This is a genomic window from Mesorhizobium sp. MC2-1-1, from assembly GCF_057597255.1.
The window spans coordinates 3575501-3592905 of the sequence record NZ_CP195205.1; the positions used below are offsets into that span (position 1 = coordinate 3575501).

General features: G+C 63.4%; 17 protein-coding genes. 2 read left to right on the forward strand and 15 right to left on the reverse strand.

The genetic code is table 11. The features are described 5' to 3' along the window. Positions 1 to 89: 89 nt before the first annotated feature. From ACR64R_RS17690 to ACR64R_RS17725, 8 genes are all read right to left on the reverse strand, one after another. On the reverse strand, positions 90 to 494 hold the full coding sequence (locus ACR64R_RS17690) for a Fur family transcriptional regulator (protein ID WP_487357621.1): 405 nt from the start codon (positions 492 to 494) through the stop codon (positions 90 to 92). Between the two features lie 149 nt (positions 495 to 643). Next, positions 644 to 1690, reverse strand: coding sequence for an L-glyceraldehyde 3-phosphate reductase (gene mgrA / locus ACR64R_RS17695; protein ID WP_487357622.1), 1047 nt, complete (start codon positions 1688 to 1690; stop codon positions 644 to 646). Positions 1691 to 1852: 162 nt separating this feature from the next. Continuing rightward, positions 1853 to 2995 (reverse strand): Gfo/Idh/MocA family protein, encoded by a 1143-nt coding sequence (locus ACR64R_RS17700; RefSeq protein ID WP_487357623.1) that lies wholly within the window; start codon positions 2993 to 2995, stop codon positions 1853 to 1855. Positions 2996 to 3000: 5 nt separating this feature from the next. Further along, entirely contained in the window at positions 3001 to 3753 is a 753-nt protein-coding gene (locus tag ACR64R_RS17705) for a sugar phosphate isomerase/epimerase family protein (RefSeq protein WP_487357624.1), read from the reverse strand. 30 nt (positions 3754 to 3783) lie between these two features. Further along, the gene (locus tag ACR64R_RS17710; protein WP_487362472.1) at positions 3784 to 4884 is read right to left on the reverse strand and encodes an ABC transporter ATP-binding protein; all 1101 of its coding nucleotides are present in this window, start codon (positions 4882 to 4884) and stop codon (positions 3784 to 3786) included. Positions 4885 to 4886: 2 nt separating this feature from the next. Continuing rightward, positions 4887 to 5801, reverse strand: coding sequence for a carbohydrate ABC transporter permease (locus tag ACR64R_RS17715; protein ID WP_487362473.1), 915 nt, complete (start codon positions 5799 to 5801; stop codon positions 4887 to 4889). Between the two features lie 10 nt (positions 5802 to 5811). Continuing rightward, positions 5812 to 6705 (reverse strand): carbohydrate ABC transporter permease, encoded by an 894-nt coding sequence (locus ACR64R_RS17720; protein ID WP_487357625.1) that lies wholly within the window; start codon positions 6703 to 6705, stop codon positions 5812 to 5814. Positions 6706 to 6783: 78 nt separating this feature from the next. Further along, a complete protein-coding gene (locus ACR64R_RS17725; protein WP_487357626.1) occupies positions 6784 to 8022 on the reverse strand; it encodes an ABC transporter substrate-binding protein in 1239 nt (412 codons plus the stop codon). A gap of 384 nt (positions 8023 to 8406) precedes the next feature. Between ACR64R_RS17725 and ACR64R_RS17730 the strand changes: the two genes are divergently transcribed. After that, positions 8407 to 9450 (forward strand): LacI family transcriptional regulator, encoded by a 1044-nt coding sequence (locus tag ACR64R_RS17730; RefSeq protein ID WP_487357627.1) that lies wholly within the window; start codon positions 8407 to 8409, stop codon positions 9448 to 9450. Between the two features lie 127 nt (positions 9451 to 9577). Here ACR64R_RS17730 and gndA read toward each other — a convergent pair whose 3' ends face one another. The 7 genes from gndA to ACR64R_RS17765 form a co-directional block, all read right to left on the reverse strand. Next, on the reverse strand, positions 9578 to 11071 hold the full coding sequence (gndA, locus tag ACR64R_RS17735; RefSeq protein ID WP_487362474.1) for an NADP-dependent phosphogluconate dehydrogenase: 1494 nt from the start codon (positions 11069 to 11071) through the stop codon (positions 9578 to 9580). 59 nt (positions 11072 to 11130) lie between these two features. Continuing rightward, entirely contained in the window at positions 11131 to 12759 is a 1629-nt protein-coding gene (locus ACR64R_RS17740) for a copper resistance CopC/CopD family protein (protein WP_487357628.1), read from the reverse strand. 51 nt (positions 12760 to 12810) lie between these two features. Next, a complete protein-coding gene (locus ACR64R_RS17745; protein ID WP_487362475.1) occupies positions 12811 to 13329 on the reverse strand; it encodes a YcnI family copper-binding membrane protein in 519 nt (172 codons plus the stop codon). Between the two features lie 50 nt (positions 13330 to 13379). Next, positions 13380 to 13934, reverse strand: a complete 555-nt coding sequence (locus ACR64R_RS17750) for a copper chaperone PCu(A)C (protein WP_487357629.1) — start codon at positions 13932 to 13934, stop codon at positions 13380 to 13382. Positions 13935 to 14023: 89 nt separating this feature from the next. Continuing rightward, positions 14024 to 14371 carry a DUF2946 family protein gene (locus tag ACR64R_RS17755; protein WP_487357630.1) on the reverse strand — a complete coding sequence of 116 codons (348 nt, stop codon included), beginning with the start codon at positions 14369 to 14371 and terminating at the stop codon, positions 14024 to 14026. Between the two features lie 146 nt (positions 14372 to 14517). Beyond that, positions 14518 to 15420 carry a GntR family transcriptional regulator gene (locus ACR64R_RS17760; protein WP_487357631.1) on the reverse strand — a complete coding sequence of 301 codons (903 nt, stop codon included), beginning with the start codon at positions 15418 to 15420 and terminating at the stop codon, positions 14518 to 14520. Between the two features lie 57 nt (positions 15421 to 15477). After that, a complete protein-coding gene (locus tag ACR64R_RS17765) occupies positions 15478 to 15690 on the reverse strand; it encodes a hypothetical protein (RefSeq protein ID WP_487357632.1) in 213 nt (70 codons plus the stop codon). On the opposite strand from ACR64R_RS17765, the gene ACR64R_RS17770 reads away from it, so the two are divergent. Further along, positions 15671 to 17176 (forward strand): UxaA family hydrolase, encoded by a 1506-nt coding sequence (locus tag ACR64R_RS17770; RefSeq protein ID WP_487357633.1) that lies wholly within the window; start codon positions 15671 to 15673, stop codon positions 17174 to 17176. The two genes, ACR64R_RS17765 and ACR64R_RS17770, sit on opposite strands and share 20 nt — an antisense overlap. Positions 17177 to 17405: the final 229 nt, after the last annotated feature.

A 17405-nucleotide genomic window follows, 5' to 3' on the forward strand; every position in this document is an offset into this window, starting at 1 on the left:
ACCGGAGCGGAGCGTACTTGAAGTACGTGAGCACCGGAAGCGCAGGAAGCCGACATTTGCAGGCCGGCCTCACCTGAATATCGGCGTACCTACGCCGCCTGGGCCCTGCACTTTGCGCACACACCCCGAAACTCGATCACCGCCTTCTTGGCCGCGAATCCCGTCGAGCGCACCCATTCGTCCAGCCGATGGTCGACATCATGGTCGGACATCTCGGTCACCTGGCCGCAATTGTCGCATATGGCGAAGGCGGTCATCGAATGGCTGTGGTCGTGCGGCTCGGCGCAGGCGACGAAAGAGTTGAGGCTTTCGAGCCTATGCACGAAGCCGGACTTCACCAGCGTGTCGAGCGCCCGATAGACCTGCAGCGGCGCGCGGAAACCGCGCTCGCGCAGCTGGTCGAGCAACGTATAGGCGCTGAGCGGCCCGCTGGACGCCTCGAGCTTCTCGAGCACGCAGAGCTGGTTCTTGGTCAGCGCATCTCTTGTCGTCATTCTGTTCGTCCAATCGACGCTCGCATGCGACCGTGCACGCGAAGGACTTCAATTTCCCCTGAGATAGCGACGAACGAGCGATTTTGCCACTGTTTCCGCAGCCTTTGCTGCCTGGCGGGCACCACGCGCCAATGCTTCGCGGCTGACCGCTACTTGCGCGGCGGCCCCTTGCGCTCGGCCGAAGCCGCCCAAAGGTTGATGTCGGACTCGCGCGCATAGGTGTCGATCTCGGCGAGCTCGGCATCGCTGAATTCCAGCGCGTTGAGCGCGCCGACGCAATCCTCGACCTGTTCCGGCCGGCTGGCGCCGATCAGCGCCGTCGTCACGCGGCCCTTGCGCAGCACCCAAGCCAGCGCCATCTGCGCCAGCGTCTGGCCGCGCCGGCCGGCAATTTCGTTGAGCGCCTTGATATTGGCGATCGACTTGTCGTTGATGAAGGCGGGCCTCAGCGATTTGCCTGGGGATGCGCGGCTGCCTTCGGGAATGCCGCCGAGATATTTATCGGTCAGCATGCCTTGCGCCAGCGGCGAGAACACGATCGAGCCGATGCCCAGTCCCTCCAGCGTGTCGAGCAGCCCGTCCTCCTCTACCCAGCGGTTAAGCATCGAGTAGCTCGGCTGGTGGATAAGGCAGGGCGTGCCGAGCTGCCGCAAAATGTCGGCAGCCTCCCGCGTGCGCTGCGAATTGTAGGACGAGATGCCGGCGTAGAGCGCCTTGCCCGAGCGCACCGCGTGGTCGAGCGCGCCCATCGTCTCCTCGAGCGGCGTCTCGGGATCGAAACGGTGCGAATAAAATATGTCGACATAGTCGAGCCCCATGCGCTTCAGGCTCTGGTCGAGACTGGCCAGCACATATTTGCGGCTGCCCCATTCGCCGTAGGGACCAGCCCACATCTCGTAGCCGGCCTTGGTCGAGATGATCATCTCGTCGCGATAGCCGGCGAAATCGGTGCGCAGGATCTCGCCGAACGCGGTTTCCGCCGAGCCGGGCGGCGGGCCGTAATTGTTGGCGAGGTCGAAATGGGTGATGCCGAGATCGAAGGCCTTGCGCGCGATCGCCTGCTTGGTCTGGTGCGGCGTGTCGTTGCCGAAATTGTGCCACAGCCCAAGCGAGATCGCCGGCAGCTTCAGGCCGGACCGGCCGCAGCGGTTGTAGATCATCTTCTCGTAGCGGTTCTCTGCGGCGACATAGGGCATAGCAATCCTCGGGATCGAAACGGCGGCGATCGCCGCTAGAGCATGATGCCAAAAGATGTGAAGCGGTTTTCCGGCGGCATCGGCTCTGCTGTGCTGCGGGTTGAATCGATGCTTGTCCAACCCTTACCCTCTCCCCGCCGGAACGGGGAGAGGGGTTGCCACCTACTTTTTCTTCGCCAGCAGCGCCTTGGCGTCCTTGACGCCGAGCGCGGCCGGCCGCTCGCAGGTCGTCTGCATGGCGACATATTTGCCGCTTTCGCCGGAACGCAGGATGCCGGTCATGACGTCGACGGCGTGCAGCGCCAGCTCCATCGAGCAGCGATGCGGCCGCCCTTCGGCGATCGCGACCGCCATGTCGGCAAGGCCGGCCGTGCGATAGTTCGCCATCATTCCGTGGCCATGCATCTCGTTCGGCACGCCGAACGGATGGTTCCATTTGGGCAGCTTCTTCACCGGCCGGGCACCGTCGGTGAAGCGCACCTCGCCCCCGAAGAAATTCGGGTCCGGCACGAAGACGGTGCCCAATTCGCCATACAGCTCCATCGGCGCGTGGCCATGGCTCCAGACGTCCCAGGAGGTGTTGAGCGTGATCACCGCGCCATTCGCGAATTCGAGCAGCGCATGGATGGTGGTCGGCGTCTTGACCGGGATCTTCTCCCCCGCGCGAGGTTTCGACGAGATCGTCCGCTCCTTCGCCGGGGTCGTCGCGAAGGCGGCCACCCGGCTGACCGGCCCGATCAACTGGATCAGGTTGGTGACATAGTAAGGCCCGATGTCGAGCACCGGGCCGGCGCCCGGTTGGAAGAAGAAGTCGGGATTGGGGTGCCAGTGTTCCATGCCGTGGCTCATGACATGGCATGTGCCGCTGGTGATCGCGCCAAGCTTGCCGCTGTCGATGAGATCGCGCACCAGCTGGTGGGCGCCGCCGAGAAACGTGTCCGGCGCCGAACCGATGCGGAGGCCCTTCTTTTCGGCCCGGCTTTTGAGATCGAGTCCTTCCTTGATCGACAGCACGAAGGGTTTTTCCGAATAGACGTGCTTGCCGGCGTCGAGCACCGCTTTTGAAACTTCATAATGCACGGCCGGGATCGTGAGGTTGACGACGATGTCGATCTCGTCGTCCTTGAGCAGATCGTCGACCGTCTCGGCGCGTAGCTTGAACTCCTTTGCCCGCGCCTTGGCGGCATCCATGTTGATATCCGCGCAGGCCCGCATCTTGATGCCGCGGAACAGCGGAGCCAGCGAGAAATAGGCCTTTGAGATGTTGCCGCAGCCGATGACGCCGACGCCAAGCTTGTCTGCCATTTCGATTACTCCTGCCAGCTCTTGGCTGCGGCGATCGAGCGGCGGGCATAGCGCTCGATGTCGTTGGGGTTGTCCTGCTCCATGATGAAATACTGCGCCGAGCTCTTGGCGCGCAACGTCTTGAACAGGCCCGCCCAGTCGATCGTGCCGTGGCCGACATCGGACCAGCCGTCCTCGTCCAGCCCCTCACCGGGCTTGGCGATATCCTTGACGTGGACGGCGAGGATGCGCTTGCCGTGCTTTTCGATCCAGGGCAGCGGATCGGCGCCGCCGCGAACCACCCAGGCGACGTCCATTTCCCAGCCGATGTCAGGCGCGGCGGACAGGATATGGTCCTGCGGCAACGAGCCGTCGGGAAGCGCCTTGAACTCGAAATCGTGGTTGTGCCAGGCAAAGCCGTATCCGGCCTTTTTCGCGGCCTCGCCCACCTTGGCGAGACGCTCGCCGAAACCGCGCCAGCCTGCGGCGTCGGACGGCCGCGCTTCCGCCACCAGATAAGGACAGATCAGATGCTTGATGCCGAGCGTGTCGGCGATTCTGCGCACGTCGTCGAAGTCGTTTTCCAGCGCGTCGATCGAGAAATGCCCGGTCGGCATCGCCAGCCCGTTCTTGTCGAGTTCGGCGCGGAACGCCTTCGGATCGTCGTAGACGCCGCCAAAGCCTTCGACTTGCTTGTAGCCAAACTCGCCAAGCATTTTGACCACGCCGTTCCATGGCTGGAAATTGCGGGCGCTGTAGAGTTGGAATGACCAGTTCATCTGTCCTGTCCGTTCTGTTGGTCCTGGAAGTTAAAGGCGGTTGCCGGTTTGAGCGTCGAAGATCGAGGCGCGCATCGGATCGAAGCCGACACTGACCGTATCCCCGTTCTTCGGCGTGCGTTCGGAGGTGACGCGCACTGTGAAGTTCTGCCCGCCCAGCTTCAACCACACCAGCGTATCGGAGCCCATCGGCTCCACGACTTCGACATTGGCCGTTGCGGCAAAAGGCCAGCCCGTGCCGCTGTTGAACGCGACATGCTCGGGCCGGATGCCGAACACCGCGGCACGCGGCGTGGGCTCCTCTTCAAAGGCGTAGGTCGCAAGCGGGATGCGCACATCCTCGACGACAAAGTGCCAATCGCCGCCATCCTTCTCCAGCCGACCGTCTACGAAATTCATCGCCGGCGAACCGAGAAAACCGGCAACGAAGCGGTTCACGGGACGATTGTAGATCGTCTGCGGCGCGTCAAGCTGCTGGATCACGCCGCCCTTCATCACCGCGATGCGGTCGGCCAGCGTCATCGCCTCGATCTGGTCATGGGTGACGTAGATCATCGTGTTCTTCAAGCGGCGGTGCAAAAGCTTGATCTCGACGCGCAGCTCCGAACGCAGCTTGGCGTCGAGATTGGAGAGCGGCTCGTCGAACAGGAAGACGTCGACGTCGCGCACCAGCGCGCGCCCGATCGCCACGCGCTGACGCTGGCCGCCGGACAGCGCCGAGGGCTTCCTTTGCAGCAGCGGCTCGATCTGCAGGATCTCGGCAGCGCGCGCGATGCGCTTTGCAATTTCATCCTTGGGCACGCCGGCGACGCGCAGACCAAAGGAAAGGTTCCTTTCGACCGTCATCTGCGGATAGAGCGCATAGGATTGGAACACCATGCCGATGCCGCGATCCTTCGGCTCTTCCCAGGTGACGTTCTTGCCCTTGATGAAGATGCGCCCGTCCGAAATGTCGAGCAGGCCGGCGATACAGTTGAGCAAGGTGGACTTGCCGCAGCCGGACGGTCCAAGAAGCACGATGAATTCACCGTCGGCGACGTCCAGGTTGAGCGTCTGCAGCACCGAGACGGCGCCGAAATTGAGCGACAGGTCCTGGATCGAAACGCTGGGATTGGCGATTTCAGCTGCCATCATCATCCTTTCACCGCGCCGGCGGCGATGCCGCGCACGAAGAGCTTGCCGGAAATGAAGTAGACGATGAGCGGAACCAGCCCGGTCAGGATTGTCGCGGCCATGTTGACGTTGTATTCCTTCACGCCCTGGACCGAGTTGACGATGTTGTTGAGCTGCACCGTCATCGGGTAGGTGTCGGGGCGCGTGTAGACGACGCCGAACAGGAAGTCGTTCCAGATGCCGGTCACCTGCAGGATGATGGCGACGACGAAGATCGGCAGCGACATCGGCAGCATGATGCGCATATAAATGCCCCAGAAGCCTGCGCCGTCGACGCGCGCGGCGCGGAACAGCTCCTCCGGCATCGAAGTGAAATAGTTGCGGAACAAAAGCGTCAGGATCGGCATGCCGAAGATCGAGTGCACGATCACCAGACCGGTCAGCGTACCGTATATCCCGATCTCGCGCAGGATGATGACGATCGGATAGATCATCACCTGATACGGGATGAACGCGCCCACGATCAGGATGATGAAGAAGGTGTCGGCGCCCTTGAAGCGCCAGTTGGCCAAGGCATATCCGTTCACCGAGGCGATCGCGATGGACAGGATCACCGAGGGAACAGTGATGCGCACCGAATTCCAGAAACCGCGCGAGAGCCCGTCGCAGTTCAGCCCGGTGCAGGCGCTCGCCCAGGCCTTTACCCAAGGCTCGAATGTGATCTCCATCGGCGGCGAGAAGATGTTGCCGAGGCGGATTTCCGGCATGCCCTTGAGCGACGTGACGATCATCACGTAGAGCGGCAGAAGGTAATAGAGCGCCACGACGATCAGCGTGCCGTAGAGGAAGATATTGCGGCGAGACAGCACATGTCTCGGCTTCGGCCCGCTGGGGCCGGCGGCATCGCGCCGCAGCGCTTGCGCGCTCTCCGACATGGAGGCGAGGTCAACCACGCTTCTTGCCTCCGAATTCGAGATAGGCCCAGGGCACGATGACGATCACCACCGACAGCAGCATCATGGTCGAGGCGGCGAAGCCCTGGCCGAGATTCTGGGCGAAGAACATGTAGTCGTAGACATATTTCGCAGGCACTTCCGACGCGATCCCCGGACCGCCGCTGGTCTGCGCCACGACCAGGTCGTAGACCTTGACGATGCCGGCGGCGATGATCACCAGCGTGGTGATGAAGACCGGCCGCATCATCGGGATGACGATGAAAAGATAGGTTCTCCAGGTGGGAATGCCGTCCACCCTCGCCGCTTTCCAGATGTCTTCGTCGATACCACGCAGTCCGGCGAGCATCAGGCACATGATCAGCCCCGTGCCCTGCCAAAGCGCCGCGATCGAAATGCCGTAGATGACGATGCTGGAATTGTAGAGCGGGTCGAAGCTGAAGCTGGTCCAGCCGAGGTCGCGCACGACGCGCTGGACGCCGAAATCCGGATTGAGCAGCCATTGCCAGACCAGCCCGGTGACGATGAAGGACAGCGCGAAGGGGTAGAGGAAGATGGTGCGGAACGTGTCCTCGAAGCGGATCTTCTGGTCGAGAAGGGCTGCAAGCAGGAAGCCGATGACCAGCGAGAATACCAGCGAGATCACGCCATAGATCAGAAGGTTCTCGATCGACACCAGCCAGCGCGATGTCGACCACAGCCGGTGATACTGGTCGAGCCCGACGAAATTGAGCCGCGGCAGCAGCTTAGAATTGGTGAAGGAATAGAGCACCGTCCAGGCCGTGCCGCCCACGAACACCACAAGCGCGGTGAGCACCATCGGGATCGACGCGATCTTGGCGTTGAGGTTGCGGAAGAGTTGGGACGGGCGTTCGCTGTTGCTCATCTCGGCCGGCCGGGTGACAGGGCATCTAGCTCCCGACCCCCGATCGGCGGGGGCCGGGAGGCGGCGGGGCGCCGGTTGTCAGTCCGCCGAGGCGATGATGTCGGCGAAACGCTTCTGCGCCTCTTCGAGCGTCATGTCGGGCTTGGCGAAGAACTCGGAAAACAGGTCTTCCTTCTGCTTCTGGGTGTCCTGCGAGAGCAGCTGATCCGTCCACGGCATGACCGCGCCCTTGGCGAGAATGGCAAGACCCTTCTTCATGCAGTCGTTCGCCGTGTTGAGGTCGACGTCGCCCCGCACCGGCAGCGACCCTTTCTTGAGGTTAAAGGCGACCTGGGTCTTCGGATCGAGCAGCGTCTCGGCAAGCACCACCTGCGCCTTGGCCTTGGCCTCGTCCTTGAGCAGCGGGAAATAGAATGCATCGCCGCCGGTGGCGATGACTTCGTTGAGCCCGAGGCCGGGCAGGCAAGTGTAATCCTTGCCGGCGGTCTTGCCGGCGACCTGGAATTCGCCCTGCGCCCAATCGCCCATAATCTGGCCGGCCGCCTTGCCGGTGATGACCATGTTGGTCGCCTGATTCCAGTCCTGCACATTGGTGTTCTTGGCCATCTTGCGGGCATCGTCGGCCGCCTTGAACACCTTGGCGATCTCGGGACCGGCGGCGAATTTGGCGTCCTTGTCCTTGTAGACCTTGAGGAACGTGTCGGTGCCACCGACAGCAGCCATCAGCACATCGAAGGCGCCGGAGGCCTGCCAGGGCTGACCGCCGACGGCAAGCGGGATGATGCCGGCCTTCTCCAGCGCCGGCGCGGCCGCCACGAATTCATTCCAGTCCTTCGGCAACGGCACGCCGGCCTTCTGGAAGGCCTCGTTGGAGAGCCACAGCCATTGCCAGGAATGGATGTTTACCGGCACGCAATAGATCTTCCCGCCAATAGTGCAGGAGTCGAGCAGGCTCTTCGGCCGCACCACCTCCGTCCACTTGTCCTTGGTGGCGATATCGGTGAGGTCGCGCATCAGCCCGGCCTGCACCAGTTCCTCTGCCTGGCGGCCGTGGTTGAACTGGGTGGCGCCCATCGGATCGCCGCCGGTGATGCGGCTGATCATGATCGGCCTCGCCGTGCCGCCGGAGCCTGCGATGGCTCCGTCAACCCAGTGATTGCCCGTCGCGTCGAATGCCTTGGCAAGTTCGGCTACCGCTGCCGCCTCGCCGCCGGAGGTCCACCAATGGGTGACTTCCAGGTCGGTCGCGCCCGCCGGACCGGCGAAGTGGAGCGCGGCCGCCGCGGCAAACGTGGCGGTCAGGAATTTGTATCGCATTTCGGCTTCCTCCCAGAATCTGAAACGTTACAGATTTTCGATACGGCAAATGATCCGGATAGGCAACCCCTCGCCGTGAGCCCCGTTGAGCTTTTTTCGGTACAAGAACCAAAACTCTCTCTCGAAGTACCAGTGTAGGCATCGACATGGCCCATCAACGCTGCAGTCGCTCCGGAATCGATATATCTTTGTGATTCCAGCGACTTTCGATCATCTCCCAATCGGACTTCAAAGGTCGTTCCGTTGCCGGCCAATCACGAAGATTGGCAACCTGTAACGTTTCAGTATATTGAACCAGGTTGCAGCATGAAGGTCGCGCGAATGTCAACACCGCACGATTGCCGGCCGGCGCTGCGGCTGCTATGCGCCTGACGGGCGGGACGAATGGATAGACGGATAACGAAGAAAGACGACGACGCGTCGGGCAAGGAGCGACCGACGTTGAAGACGCTCGCCTTCATGACCGGGCTTGGCGTCACGACCGTCTCGCGCGCCTTGAAGGACGCGCCCGAGATCGGCGCCGAGACCAGGCGCCGCGTCCAGCTCGTCGCCAGGCAGATCGGCTATCGCCCGAACCGCGCCGGCGTGCGCCTGAGGACAGGCAAGACCAACGTCATCTCGTTGGTGCTGAACACCGAGCACGAGCTGATGAGCTTCGTTTCCGACATCATCTACGGCGTAACCGAGGTGATCGCCGACACGCCCTACCATCTGATCGTCACGCCCTATTCGCGCTCGCAGGATCCGCTCGACCCGGTGCGCTATCTGGTCGAGACCGGCTCGGCCGACGGCGTTATCATCTCTCGCACGCAGCCCAACGATCCGCGGGCGCGTTACATGCTGGAGCGCGGCATCCCCTTCGCCACGCATGGCCGCACCGACATGGGCCTGGTGCATCCCTATCACGACTTCGATAATTACGCCTTCGCCGGCGAAGCGGTGCGCTGCCTCGGCGGGAAGGGTCGCACTCGGCTTGCTCTTGTGGCGCCCCCGGTCGGGCTGACCTATTACCGCCACACGGTGAACGGCTTTGCCGATGCGCTGAGCGAAGTGGGCGCCTCGGAGGTGCCGTTCAACACCGTCTCCATCGATCAGTCGATCGAGCAGATCAGGATGCGGACGGCGCAACTGATGCGGCGCAAGGACCGGCCGGACGGCTTCGTCAGCAGCGCCGCAGCCGCCACGCTCGCCGTCGTCGCCGGCATCGAGGACGCCGGCTTGAAACTCGGCCGCGACGTCGACGTGGTGTCGAAACAGTCGTCGGAGCTGCTGCATTTGTTCCGGCGCGAACTGCTTGTCGTCAACGAGAACTTCCGGCTCGCCGGCTCCGAGCTCGCCAAGGCGGTGCTTGGGTGGATCGGAGGCGCAGATCCAGGCTCGCTGCAGTCGCTCAGCACGCCGAGCGAGGTACTGCCGTATCGCGGCTGATCGGCGCGACTTGTGAGGCAGGTCAGGCCGAGTCGAAAATGGTGGCTTCCGGGAACCGGATCGTACCTAAAGTACGTGAGGCCGGAGGCGCAGGAAGCCACCATTTGCGAGCTGGCTTCACCTGGCTCTAGGCGCCGCTGCTGCCCCACGGGCCATGGAAGGCACCCTGCTCGCCGATACGCTCGAAACCATGCGCGCCGAAGAAATCGCGCTGCGCCTGGATGAGGTTCGAGGTGCCCCGTCCTTGGCGATAGCTGTCGAAATAGGCAAGCGCCGAGGACAGCGCCGGCACCGGCGAGCCGGCCTCGGAGGCGCGCGCCACGATGCGCCTCAGCGATGGATGCGCCTCCTTCATCATGGCGATGAAGGCCGGCGCCATCAAAAGGTTGGTGGAAGCGCTGCCAGAGCCGAACGCCTCGGCCATCGTATCCAGCATCTGCGAGCGGATGATGCAGCCGGCGCGCCAGATCTTGGCGATGGTCGGCATCGGCAGGTTCCAGTTGAACTCCTTCGAAGCGCCGCTCATCACCGCGAAGCCCTGCGCGTAAGCCGCGATCTTGCCGGCGAACAGCGCCAGCTCCAGATCCTTGAGCAGCGCGCCCTTGTCTCCGGAGATCCTGTCGACGCCGATATCGCCATAGGCCTTTTCTGCCGCCTGCCGCTCGTCCTTGATCGAGGACAGCACGCGCGCCGCCACCGCCGCCTCGATCGCCGTCGCCGGAATGCCGAGCTGTTGCGCCTCGATTACTGACCATTTGCCGGTGCCCTTCTGCCCGGCACGGTCGAGGATGACATCGACCACCGGCTTACCGGTCTTCGGATCGTCGGCGGCCAGCACCTTGGCTGTGATCTCGATCAGGTAGGAGTTGAGCCGGCCCAGGTTCCATCCCTCGAACACCTTGCCGATCTCCTTGGGTGCCATGCCAAGACCGTCGCGCAATATGCCGTAGATCTCGGCGATCATCTGCATGTCGGCATATTCGATGCCGTTGTGTATGGTCTTGACGAAATGGCCAGCGCCGTCATGACCGAGCCAGGCGGCGCAGGGCTCGTCCTTGAACTTGGCCGAGATCGCCGTCAGCACCTTTTCGACGCGCTTCCAGGACTCTTCGGTGCCGCCGACCATGATCGACGGACCGTGGCGCGCGCCCTCCTCGCCGCCGGACACACCCATGCCGATAAAGGTTAGCCCGGAACCGGACAGCTCCGAGAAACGGCGCATCGTGTCGCGGAAATTGGCGTTGCCGGCGTCGATGACGATGTCGTTGCCGGAGAGCACGCCGCGGAGTGCTGCGATCTGCTCATCGACCGGCTTGCCTGCCAGCACCATGATGATGATCGGCCGAGGCGGGCGGATCGAGGCCGCGAGTTCCTCCAGGCTGTAGCAGGGAACGACCATATCCTTCAGCGAACCGGCGCTCTCGACGAAAGCGTCGGTGCGCGACGGCGTGCGGTTGAAGACGGCGATGCGGTGCCCGTGCTCGGCGATGTTGAGCGCCAGGTTGGAGCCCATCGTACCAAGGCCGATCAGACCGATTTCGGCTTTTTCCATCGTTTCTTCCCTGCGTTCGGATGTTTGTTGTGGCCGCGTTTCGGACGAAGCCCATTTGCTTCCCGAGATGAATGACGGGCCTTGGCGGCGGCGTCAACAGCCTCGCCATATTCCACGTTGACTGGATCTCAATCGGACCGGATCTCGATCGGGGCCTCGATCTTCACCAAATCAAAATCCGAGACGAGAATATCGAGCCTGGCGTTCCAGCGTCCAGGGATCGGGATAATGAGATTGTCCACGCGCCATGTCCCATCGCCCGGCTTGGTTGCCGGGCGCTTGATCGGCTCGATGCCGGACTCCGGCTTCGACAGCACCAGCGTCACCGCCTTGGCGTCAAGCGGTCCGAAATCGCCGGTCATGATCATCATCGAAGCGGCGACCTCGCCGGCATGGCCGGGGGTTATGCTGATATCGGCCATCGCTTTCAGCGTGTGGATGTGGATCGTGACCGGTTGCGCTGCCGCGATCGCCAGCGCGCGCGGCGGCGGCGTGAAACGCCAGCCGGCGGCCACGCCGAAGACGGCAAGCACGATGACCACTTCGATGCGGATGGAGCGCGCCAGCCGCCGTTGCACCTCCGTGTCGCCCGCCTCGGCGGGCGCGGTCAATGTCCAGCGATTGACCGCGGCAAGCGTGAACAGGAAAAGCAGCAGAGCCAGCTTCAGGAGCAGCAGCCGGCCATAGGACGTGTTGATCAGTGCCGCCGGCTCTTGCACCTGGATGATCGCCAGCACGATGCCGCTTGCGGCAAGCAGGACGATGACCGGCAGGATCGCGCGGGAAAAGCGGCGCAGAAAGACTTTTGCTTCCGCAGGCTGCTGCCGAAGCGCCAGGCCGAGCGGCGTCAGCGACCCGGCCCAGAAGGCGATTGCCGTGCCATGCAGGAACACCAGCGGTCGCGTCAGCCATTTCGGCTCGGCAGCGATGGCATGGCCGCTCGCAGCAAGCGCGGCGCCGACGCCGAGCAGTGCAGCACTTGCCGACAGCTTGCGAAGACCCGACGGCCCGGCAAGCGACAGCAGCGCGAGACCAAGCGCGATCAGGCCGATCAGCACCGTCCAGACGAAGCTTGTTTCCAGCGCGGTCTTCCAGACGGCCGGCGCGGCAAACCGGGCGAGCGGCGCGCCAAGGCCATCCAATCCCTGCAGGCCGAGCGACAATGGCGCGCCGGCCAGGCCGAAAAGCAGTGCCGCGGCGACGAAGCGCTGGCCGCGGCGCCGGTCCTCGGCCAGCCACGCCAGCGCAAACGCGCCGCCGACGCCAAGGAAGAGGCCGGCATAGAAGAAGAGCCTGGCCGCCCAGATCGCGGCACGTAGCGTCCAGTCGACGGCTTCGGCCGCCACCGGCGCGGCACTTGGCGCGCCTATCGAAAACAGCGCCGAGCCACCGACCGGATGGCCGTCAACCGACACCACCCGCCAACTCAGCACATGCGTGCCGGATTTGAGTGTTTCGGGATTGTCGATCTCGATGGTCTGATCGTTGAGACGGAAGGATGCGAGTGTAAGCTGCGAACCGTCCGGCCGCACGAGCGTCAGGACCAGCGGCGAGACCGGCTCGCTGAAGGTGAGCGAGAATTTGGCGGGACTCTGCGTCAGCACCACGCCGTCCGCCGGATCGGTCGCGACCAGCGCCGCATGCGCGAAGGCGTGACCGGGCATTGCCAATACCGCGATCGCCACGAGCATTGCCACCAGCCAGGCAAGCGGGCCGGTATGCAAGCGGATCGTCGAGGAAGGCTGTGCTGCGTTCATGCCTTTATAACAGGAAATGTTGGCGCGCCCCGATAGGGCGCGCCAACAGAGTCATTTCTTCGGCAGCAATTTGATGCCGGGCGCCGGAGTTTCCAAGGCGTCCTCAGCCTGCCCGGCCGCGGGGATCTCGATCCAGCGATCGGTGGCGTCGCCGCATTCCTGCACCACCGGGAAATAGAGCATTTGGCCCGCCGGCAGATCGGCTGCCAGCGAGGCGCGGAAAACAAACTCGTCATAGAATTCGTCGGGCAGATTGCCGCCGCTCCAGTCCACTTCCTTCACGCCGGTGGTCAGCGTCTCGCCATAGAGTTGGTAGGATTTCTCGTATTTGCCTTTCTTGGTCTGCAGCGTCCAACCGGGCTTGGGCATCGGCTTCACCGCGATGACACCTTCGGGGATCTGCACGCGCATGGCGGTCGTCGCCTTGCCTTCGCAGCCATGTGGCACACGCAAGATCGCCTTGTAGGTGGAGCCGACGGCCGCTTCCTGCGTCTCGAGCGTGATGTGGGCAAGCGCGGCATTGGTTCCGAGCGCGCAAAACACGCCCGCGGCCAAAAGATACGTCTTCATGGCCAAAGGATACTTCTTCATGGAATGTCCCTCCAATTCGAACTGGCGGCTTACTCGGCGTGATCCATGTCCATATCGCCGCTGCCGGTCTCGCCCATGCCTTCTACGAGGAACTGGACGGCGACGCTGCCGGCCTTCTCGAAGGTCAGCGTCGCGGCGAATTTCTCACCTTGTTTTGGCTGCCGCTTCAGGCCGGTGAACATCAGATGGTAGGCGCCCGGCTTCAGCGCGACCTTGCCGCCGGCCGGGATCTCCAGCCCGCCCTCCACCGGCCGCATAGTCATGACGCCGTCCTTGACGGCCATCTCATGCAGCTCGGCCATGTCGCAGATATCGGAGGTAATCGACAGCAGCCGGTCCGGCGCGCTGCCCTTGTTGGTCACGGTCAAGTAGCCCCCGGCCACCTTGGCGCCGGGCGGCGTCGCCCTCGACCAGGGGTGCCCGATCTCGAGATCGCCGACCTTGAACTCATGCGCGAGGGCGGCGGGAATGCAGGCGAGGAGAAGAAGGATGGTGAGCACCGCAAGGCCGATGCGATGCTGAAGGTGGGACGGCGGCGTTGCGCGAAGAGCGAAGGCTTGCGCATTGGGAAGAAGATTGGACATGGTTGCTCCATGAATAAGGGATCGCGCCGGAATGCGGTCGCGAGCAGTCTGATTGCAAGACGGACAAAAAAGGCGAAAAGCCCCGCGGATCAGACCATCCCCGGTGGCGCGCGCGGATTGACCGGAGAACGGTCGCGGGCGAAATCTTCGTGCCGGAAGGCCGGAGACGGGAAGGCGACGGCCTCGATACCCCGGTTTCCGGGGAGCGTGCTTGATTCCGGCGGCGGCAGATGCGCCGGCGAAACCATGTTGCAGCCGAGCAAGCAGCAGGCCGGCATATGCTGCTGGTGAGGATCGTCGCCGGGGAGCTTTACAGCCCCTTCATGCGTGCAGATGACGTTGCCGAACGCATCGAGCTGAGAAGGCGCCCCGAAGGCGAACGCGCCGAGGGAGGACTGAAGCAACAGGAGCAGCGCCGCGACGAACGCGGCCGGCATGCTCCATCGTCTCAGCCGGATACCCAACGGAAAGCCTCTCCCGGAAAACGCGACGACCGTAACACGGACTACGCGGCCGGAAAATCGGCAAAACCGCGCTGCGGCAACGCGGCGCGATATCCGCATAATGCCCCGGCAATGTGCCGTCAGGCGGGCTGCGCCTGCCGCCCTTCGGGTATGGAGGTCAGCAGTGTCTGGCGCGCCGACTTCAGGTGTTTGCGGCAGGCTGCGTCCACCTTTGCGGGATCGCGCGACTTCAGAGCCGCGATATATGCGAGATGCTCCTGGATCGCGACCTCGTTGCGCTGGCGCTCCTCAGCCTTGTTCCACTGATAATGGTAGTGGAAGATCATCGCGATCACGTCATAGAAGTCGACGATGAAGCGGTTGTGCGAAGCGCGGTGGATGAGCCGATGGAAACGCTCGTCGAGCTCGGAGAATTCGTTGAAGCGCGTGGCGATCTCGCCGGCGAGGTGTCGATGCTCTGCCTCCAGCCGGTCGAGATCGGCCCACACGGCACTGTCCACCGGCAACGCGACGAAGGCCGCCGCCGAGCGCAGCTCGAACATTTCGCGGATCTCGGTCAGCTCCAGCGCGAAGGCGCGGGTGAAGCCTTTCAGCACCCAGTGGCTGTTGCGACGTTTCTCGATCAGCCCGAAACGCGAGAAGCGGATCAGGAATTCGCGCACGCTGGTGGTGCCGACGCCAATCTCGCGCGCCAGCTCCAGCTCGTTGATCTGCATACCGGCTTCGGCGCCTTCGGCGAGCAGCCGGCGCATGAAGGAGCGCTCGATGATCTCGGCCAGCGAATCGGTTTCCTCCTCAGGGAAGAAATCCTCCGGCCGCGGTGCCCGCAGCACCGTCTTTTCGCGCTTGTTCCAAGTGATCAGCCCCGTTTCTTCCATGCGTGAAAGGATGCTGCGCACCGTGGTGCGGCTGACACCGAGCTGCGTGCCCAGCTCAGGCTCCGATGGCAGGCTCTTGGATTCCTCGAGCAGCCTGAGGCAGCGGTTGAAGGCGTCCTTGTAGACATTGTTGCTCTTCGACATGCCCCGTATCCCCAACGCTTGCGGCGGCCCGCCGAAAGCGCGATATGATGAGTGCTCCTAGCGCAACGCCGCAAAAAGCGGAACGCTTTTCGCCGGCTTGGCAAGAGGCAATGGCGCGCCGTTCGTCACGCATTGCCCGTGATGAAAAAACGATTGACGCAAAAATGTTTTTTCACGATAAAAGACATTACCTTTGAATGGGCGCAAGTCAATCCGCCCGCACTCCCAGGAATACCCAGGACAGCCGCTCGTGAACGTTGCAAGCACCATCCTTCTTTCCGCCGCCGACAATGTCGCGGTCGCCAATGGCCGTATCGAGATCGGCACCGCATTGCCGGGCGGCGCCGCCGCGCTGGCAGTGATCGAGCCGGGACACAAGGTGGCGATCAAGCCGATCGCCGCGGGCGAAGCGGTGGTGAAATACGCGCAGGCGATCGGCCGCGCCACTCAGGATATCGCGCCCGGCGAACATGTCCACTCGCACAATCTGGTTTTCGAAGCCGGACGCCTGCCGGTGGTGCCGCCGAGCGATGCCGAGCACGCCAGCGAGGCCGACCGCGCGCGCACCTTCATGGGCTATCGCCGCGCCGACGGGCGCGCCGGCACGCGCAACTTCATCGGCATCATTGCCAGCGTCAATTGTTCGGCCACCGTCTGCCACGCCATTGCCGACGAGGCCAACCGCACGCTCCTGCCGAAATATCCCGGCATCGACGGCTTCGTGCCGATCGTCCACGGCCAAGGCTGCGGCATGAGCGGCACCGGCGACGGCATGATGGTCCTGCACCGCACTTTGGCCGGCTATGCCCGCCATCCGAACTTCGGCGGCGTGATGATGGTGGGGCTCGGCTGCGAGGTCAACCAGCTCACCCTCTATGGCCAGAAGGGCGTCGCGGCGGGAAAGCGCCATTTCAACATCCAGGAGGCCGGCGGCTCGCGCAAATCCGTGGAGAAGGCGATGGGCGTGCTGACCGAAATCGCCGAGGAAGTCGGCCACCTCGAGCGTGAGCCGATTCCGGTCAGTGAACTCGTCGTCGGCTTGCAATGCGGCGGCTCGGACGGCATGTCCGGCATCACCGCCAACCCGGCGTTGGGCGCGGCGGTCGATATCCTGGCCGGCGTCGGCGCCATCGGCATCCTTTCGGAGACGACCGAAATCTACGGCGCCGAGCACCTGCTCGCCTACCGTGCCGCCAGCCCGGAGATCGCGGCCAAGCTCGACAGCTATGTGAAATGGTGGGAGGACCATACCGCCAAGCACGGCGCCTCGATCGACAACAACCCTTCGCCGGGCAACAAGCGCGGCGGCCTGACCACGATCCTCGAGAAATCTCTGGGGGCCGTAGCCAAGGGCGGCCAGACGCCGCTCAACGGCGTCTTCGGCTATGCCGAGAAAGTGTCGGGCAGCGGCCTGGTGTTCATGGATACGCCCGGCTACGACCCTGTCTCGGCCACGGGCCAGGTCGCGGGCGGCGCCAATGTCATCGTCTTTACCACCGGCCGCGGTTCCTGCTTCGGGTGCCGTCCGACGCCGTCGATCAAGGTCGCCACCAATTCGACCATGTATCACCAGATGGAAGAGGACATGGACGTCAATTGCGGCGTCATCGCCTCGGGCGAGAAGACCATCGCCGGCATGGGCCGCGAGATCTTCGAGCTGATCGTCGAGACGGCGTCGGGGCGCAAGACCAAGAGCGAGGCCTTCGGCTACGGCGACAACGAATTCGTGCCTTGGCACCTCGGCGCGACGCTCTGAGCAGTTCCAGGAAAAGTGTGAGCGATTCCTGTCCGGAGATTCCTGTCGGGAATTGCGCCAAAAAAGATAGGACGGCTCGCCGTTAGGTGAAGCGGCGGACCGCTCACCCGCAGGCCGCCGCAGCGGCGGAAGCGCACCGACAGCAAGGCAGCCGGCCTTCACCATCACGCACTTCGCAATGGAATGTATATTCCATATTGACAGCGGCGTGAAATCATCGTTCCATATC

What these genes read in the sequence shown, in the direction of transcription:
- ACR64R_RS17700 (WP_487357623.1), bottom strand. Translation starts at nt 2,995, where the DNA reads ATGGCAGACAAGCTTGGCGTCGGCGTCATCGGCTGCGGCAACATCTCA.
- ACR64R_RS17765 (WP_487357632.1), bottom strand. Translation starts at nt 15,690, where the DNA reads ATGGTGCTTGCAACGTTCACGAGCGGCTGTCCTGGGTATTCCTGGGAG.
- ACR64R_RS17755 (WP_487357630.1), bottom strand. Translation starts at nt 14,371, where the DNA reads ATGCCGGCCGCGTTCGTCGCGGCGCTGCTCCTGTTGCTTCAGTCCTCC.
- ACR64R_RS17705 (WP_487357624.1), bottom strand. Translation starts at nt 3,753, where the DNA reads ATGAACTGGTCATTCCAACTCTACAGCGCCCGCAATTTCCAGCCATGG.
- ACR64R_RS17715 (WP_487362473.1), bottom strand. Translation starts at nt 5,801, where the DNA reads ATGTCGGAGAGCGCGCAAGCGCTGCGGCGCGATGCCGCCGGCCCCAGC.
- ACR64R_RS17710 (WP_487362472.1), bottom strand. Translation starts at nt 4,884, where the DNA reads ATGGCAGCTGAAATCGCCAATCCCAGCGTTTCGATCCAGGACCTGTCG.
- ACR64R_RS17720 (WP_487357625.1), bottom strand. Translation starts at nt 6,705, where the DNA reads ATGAGCAACAGCGAACGCCCGTCCCAACTCTTCCGCAACCTCAACGCC.
- mgrA (WP_487357622.1), bottom strand. Translation starts at nt 1,690, where the DNA reads ATGCCCTATGTCGCCGCAGAGAACCGCTACGAGAAGATGATCTACAAC.
- ACR64R_RS17745 (WP_487362475.1), bottom strand. Translation starts at nt 13,329, where the DNA reads ATGAAGACGTATCTTTTGGCCGCGGGCGTGTTTTGCGCGCTCGGAACC.
- ACR64R_RS17760 (WP_487357631.1), bottom strand. Translation starts at nt 15,420, where the DNA reads ATGTCGAAGAGCAACAATGTCTACAAGGACGCCTTCAACCGCTGCCTC.
- ACR64R_RS17750 (WP_487357629.1), bottom strand. Translation starts at nt 13,934, where the DNA reads ATGTCCAATCTTCTTCCCAATGCGCAAGCCTTCGCTCTTCGCGCAACG.
- ACR64R_RS17690 (WP_487357621.1), bottom strand. Translation starts at nt 494, where the DNA reads ATGACGACAAGAGATGCGCTGACCAAGAACCAGCTCTGCGTGCTCGAG.
- ACR64R_RS17725 (WP_487357626.1), bottom strand. Translation starts at nt 8,022, where the DNA reads ATGCGATACAAATTCCTGACCGCCACGTTTGCCGCGGCGGCCGCGCTC.
- ACR64R_RS17740 (WP_487357628.1), bottom strand. Translation starts at nt 12,759, where the DNA reads ATGAACGCAGCACAGCCTTCCTCGACGATCCGCTTGCATACCGGCCCG.
- ACR64R_RS17730 (WP_487357627.1), top strand. Translation starts at nt 8,407, where the DNA reads ATGGATAGACGGATAACGAAGAAAGACGACGACGCGTCGGGCAAGGAG.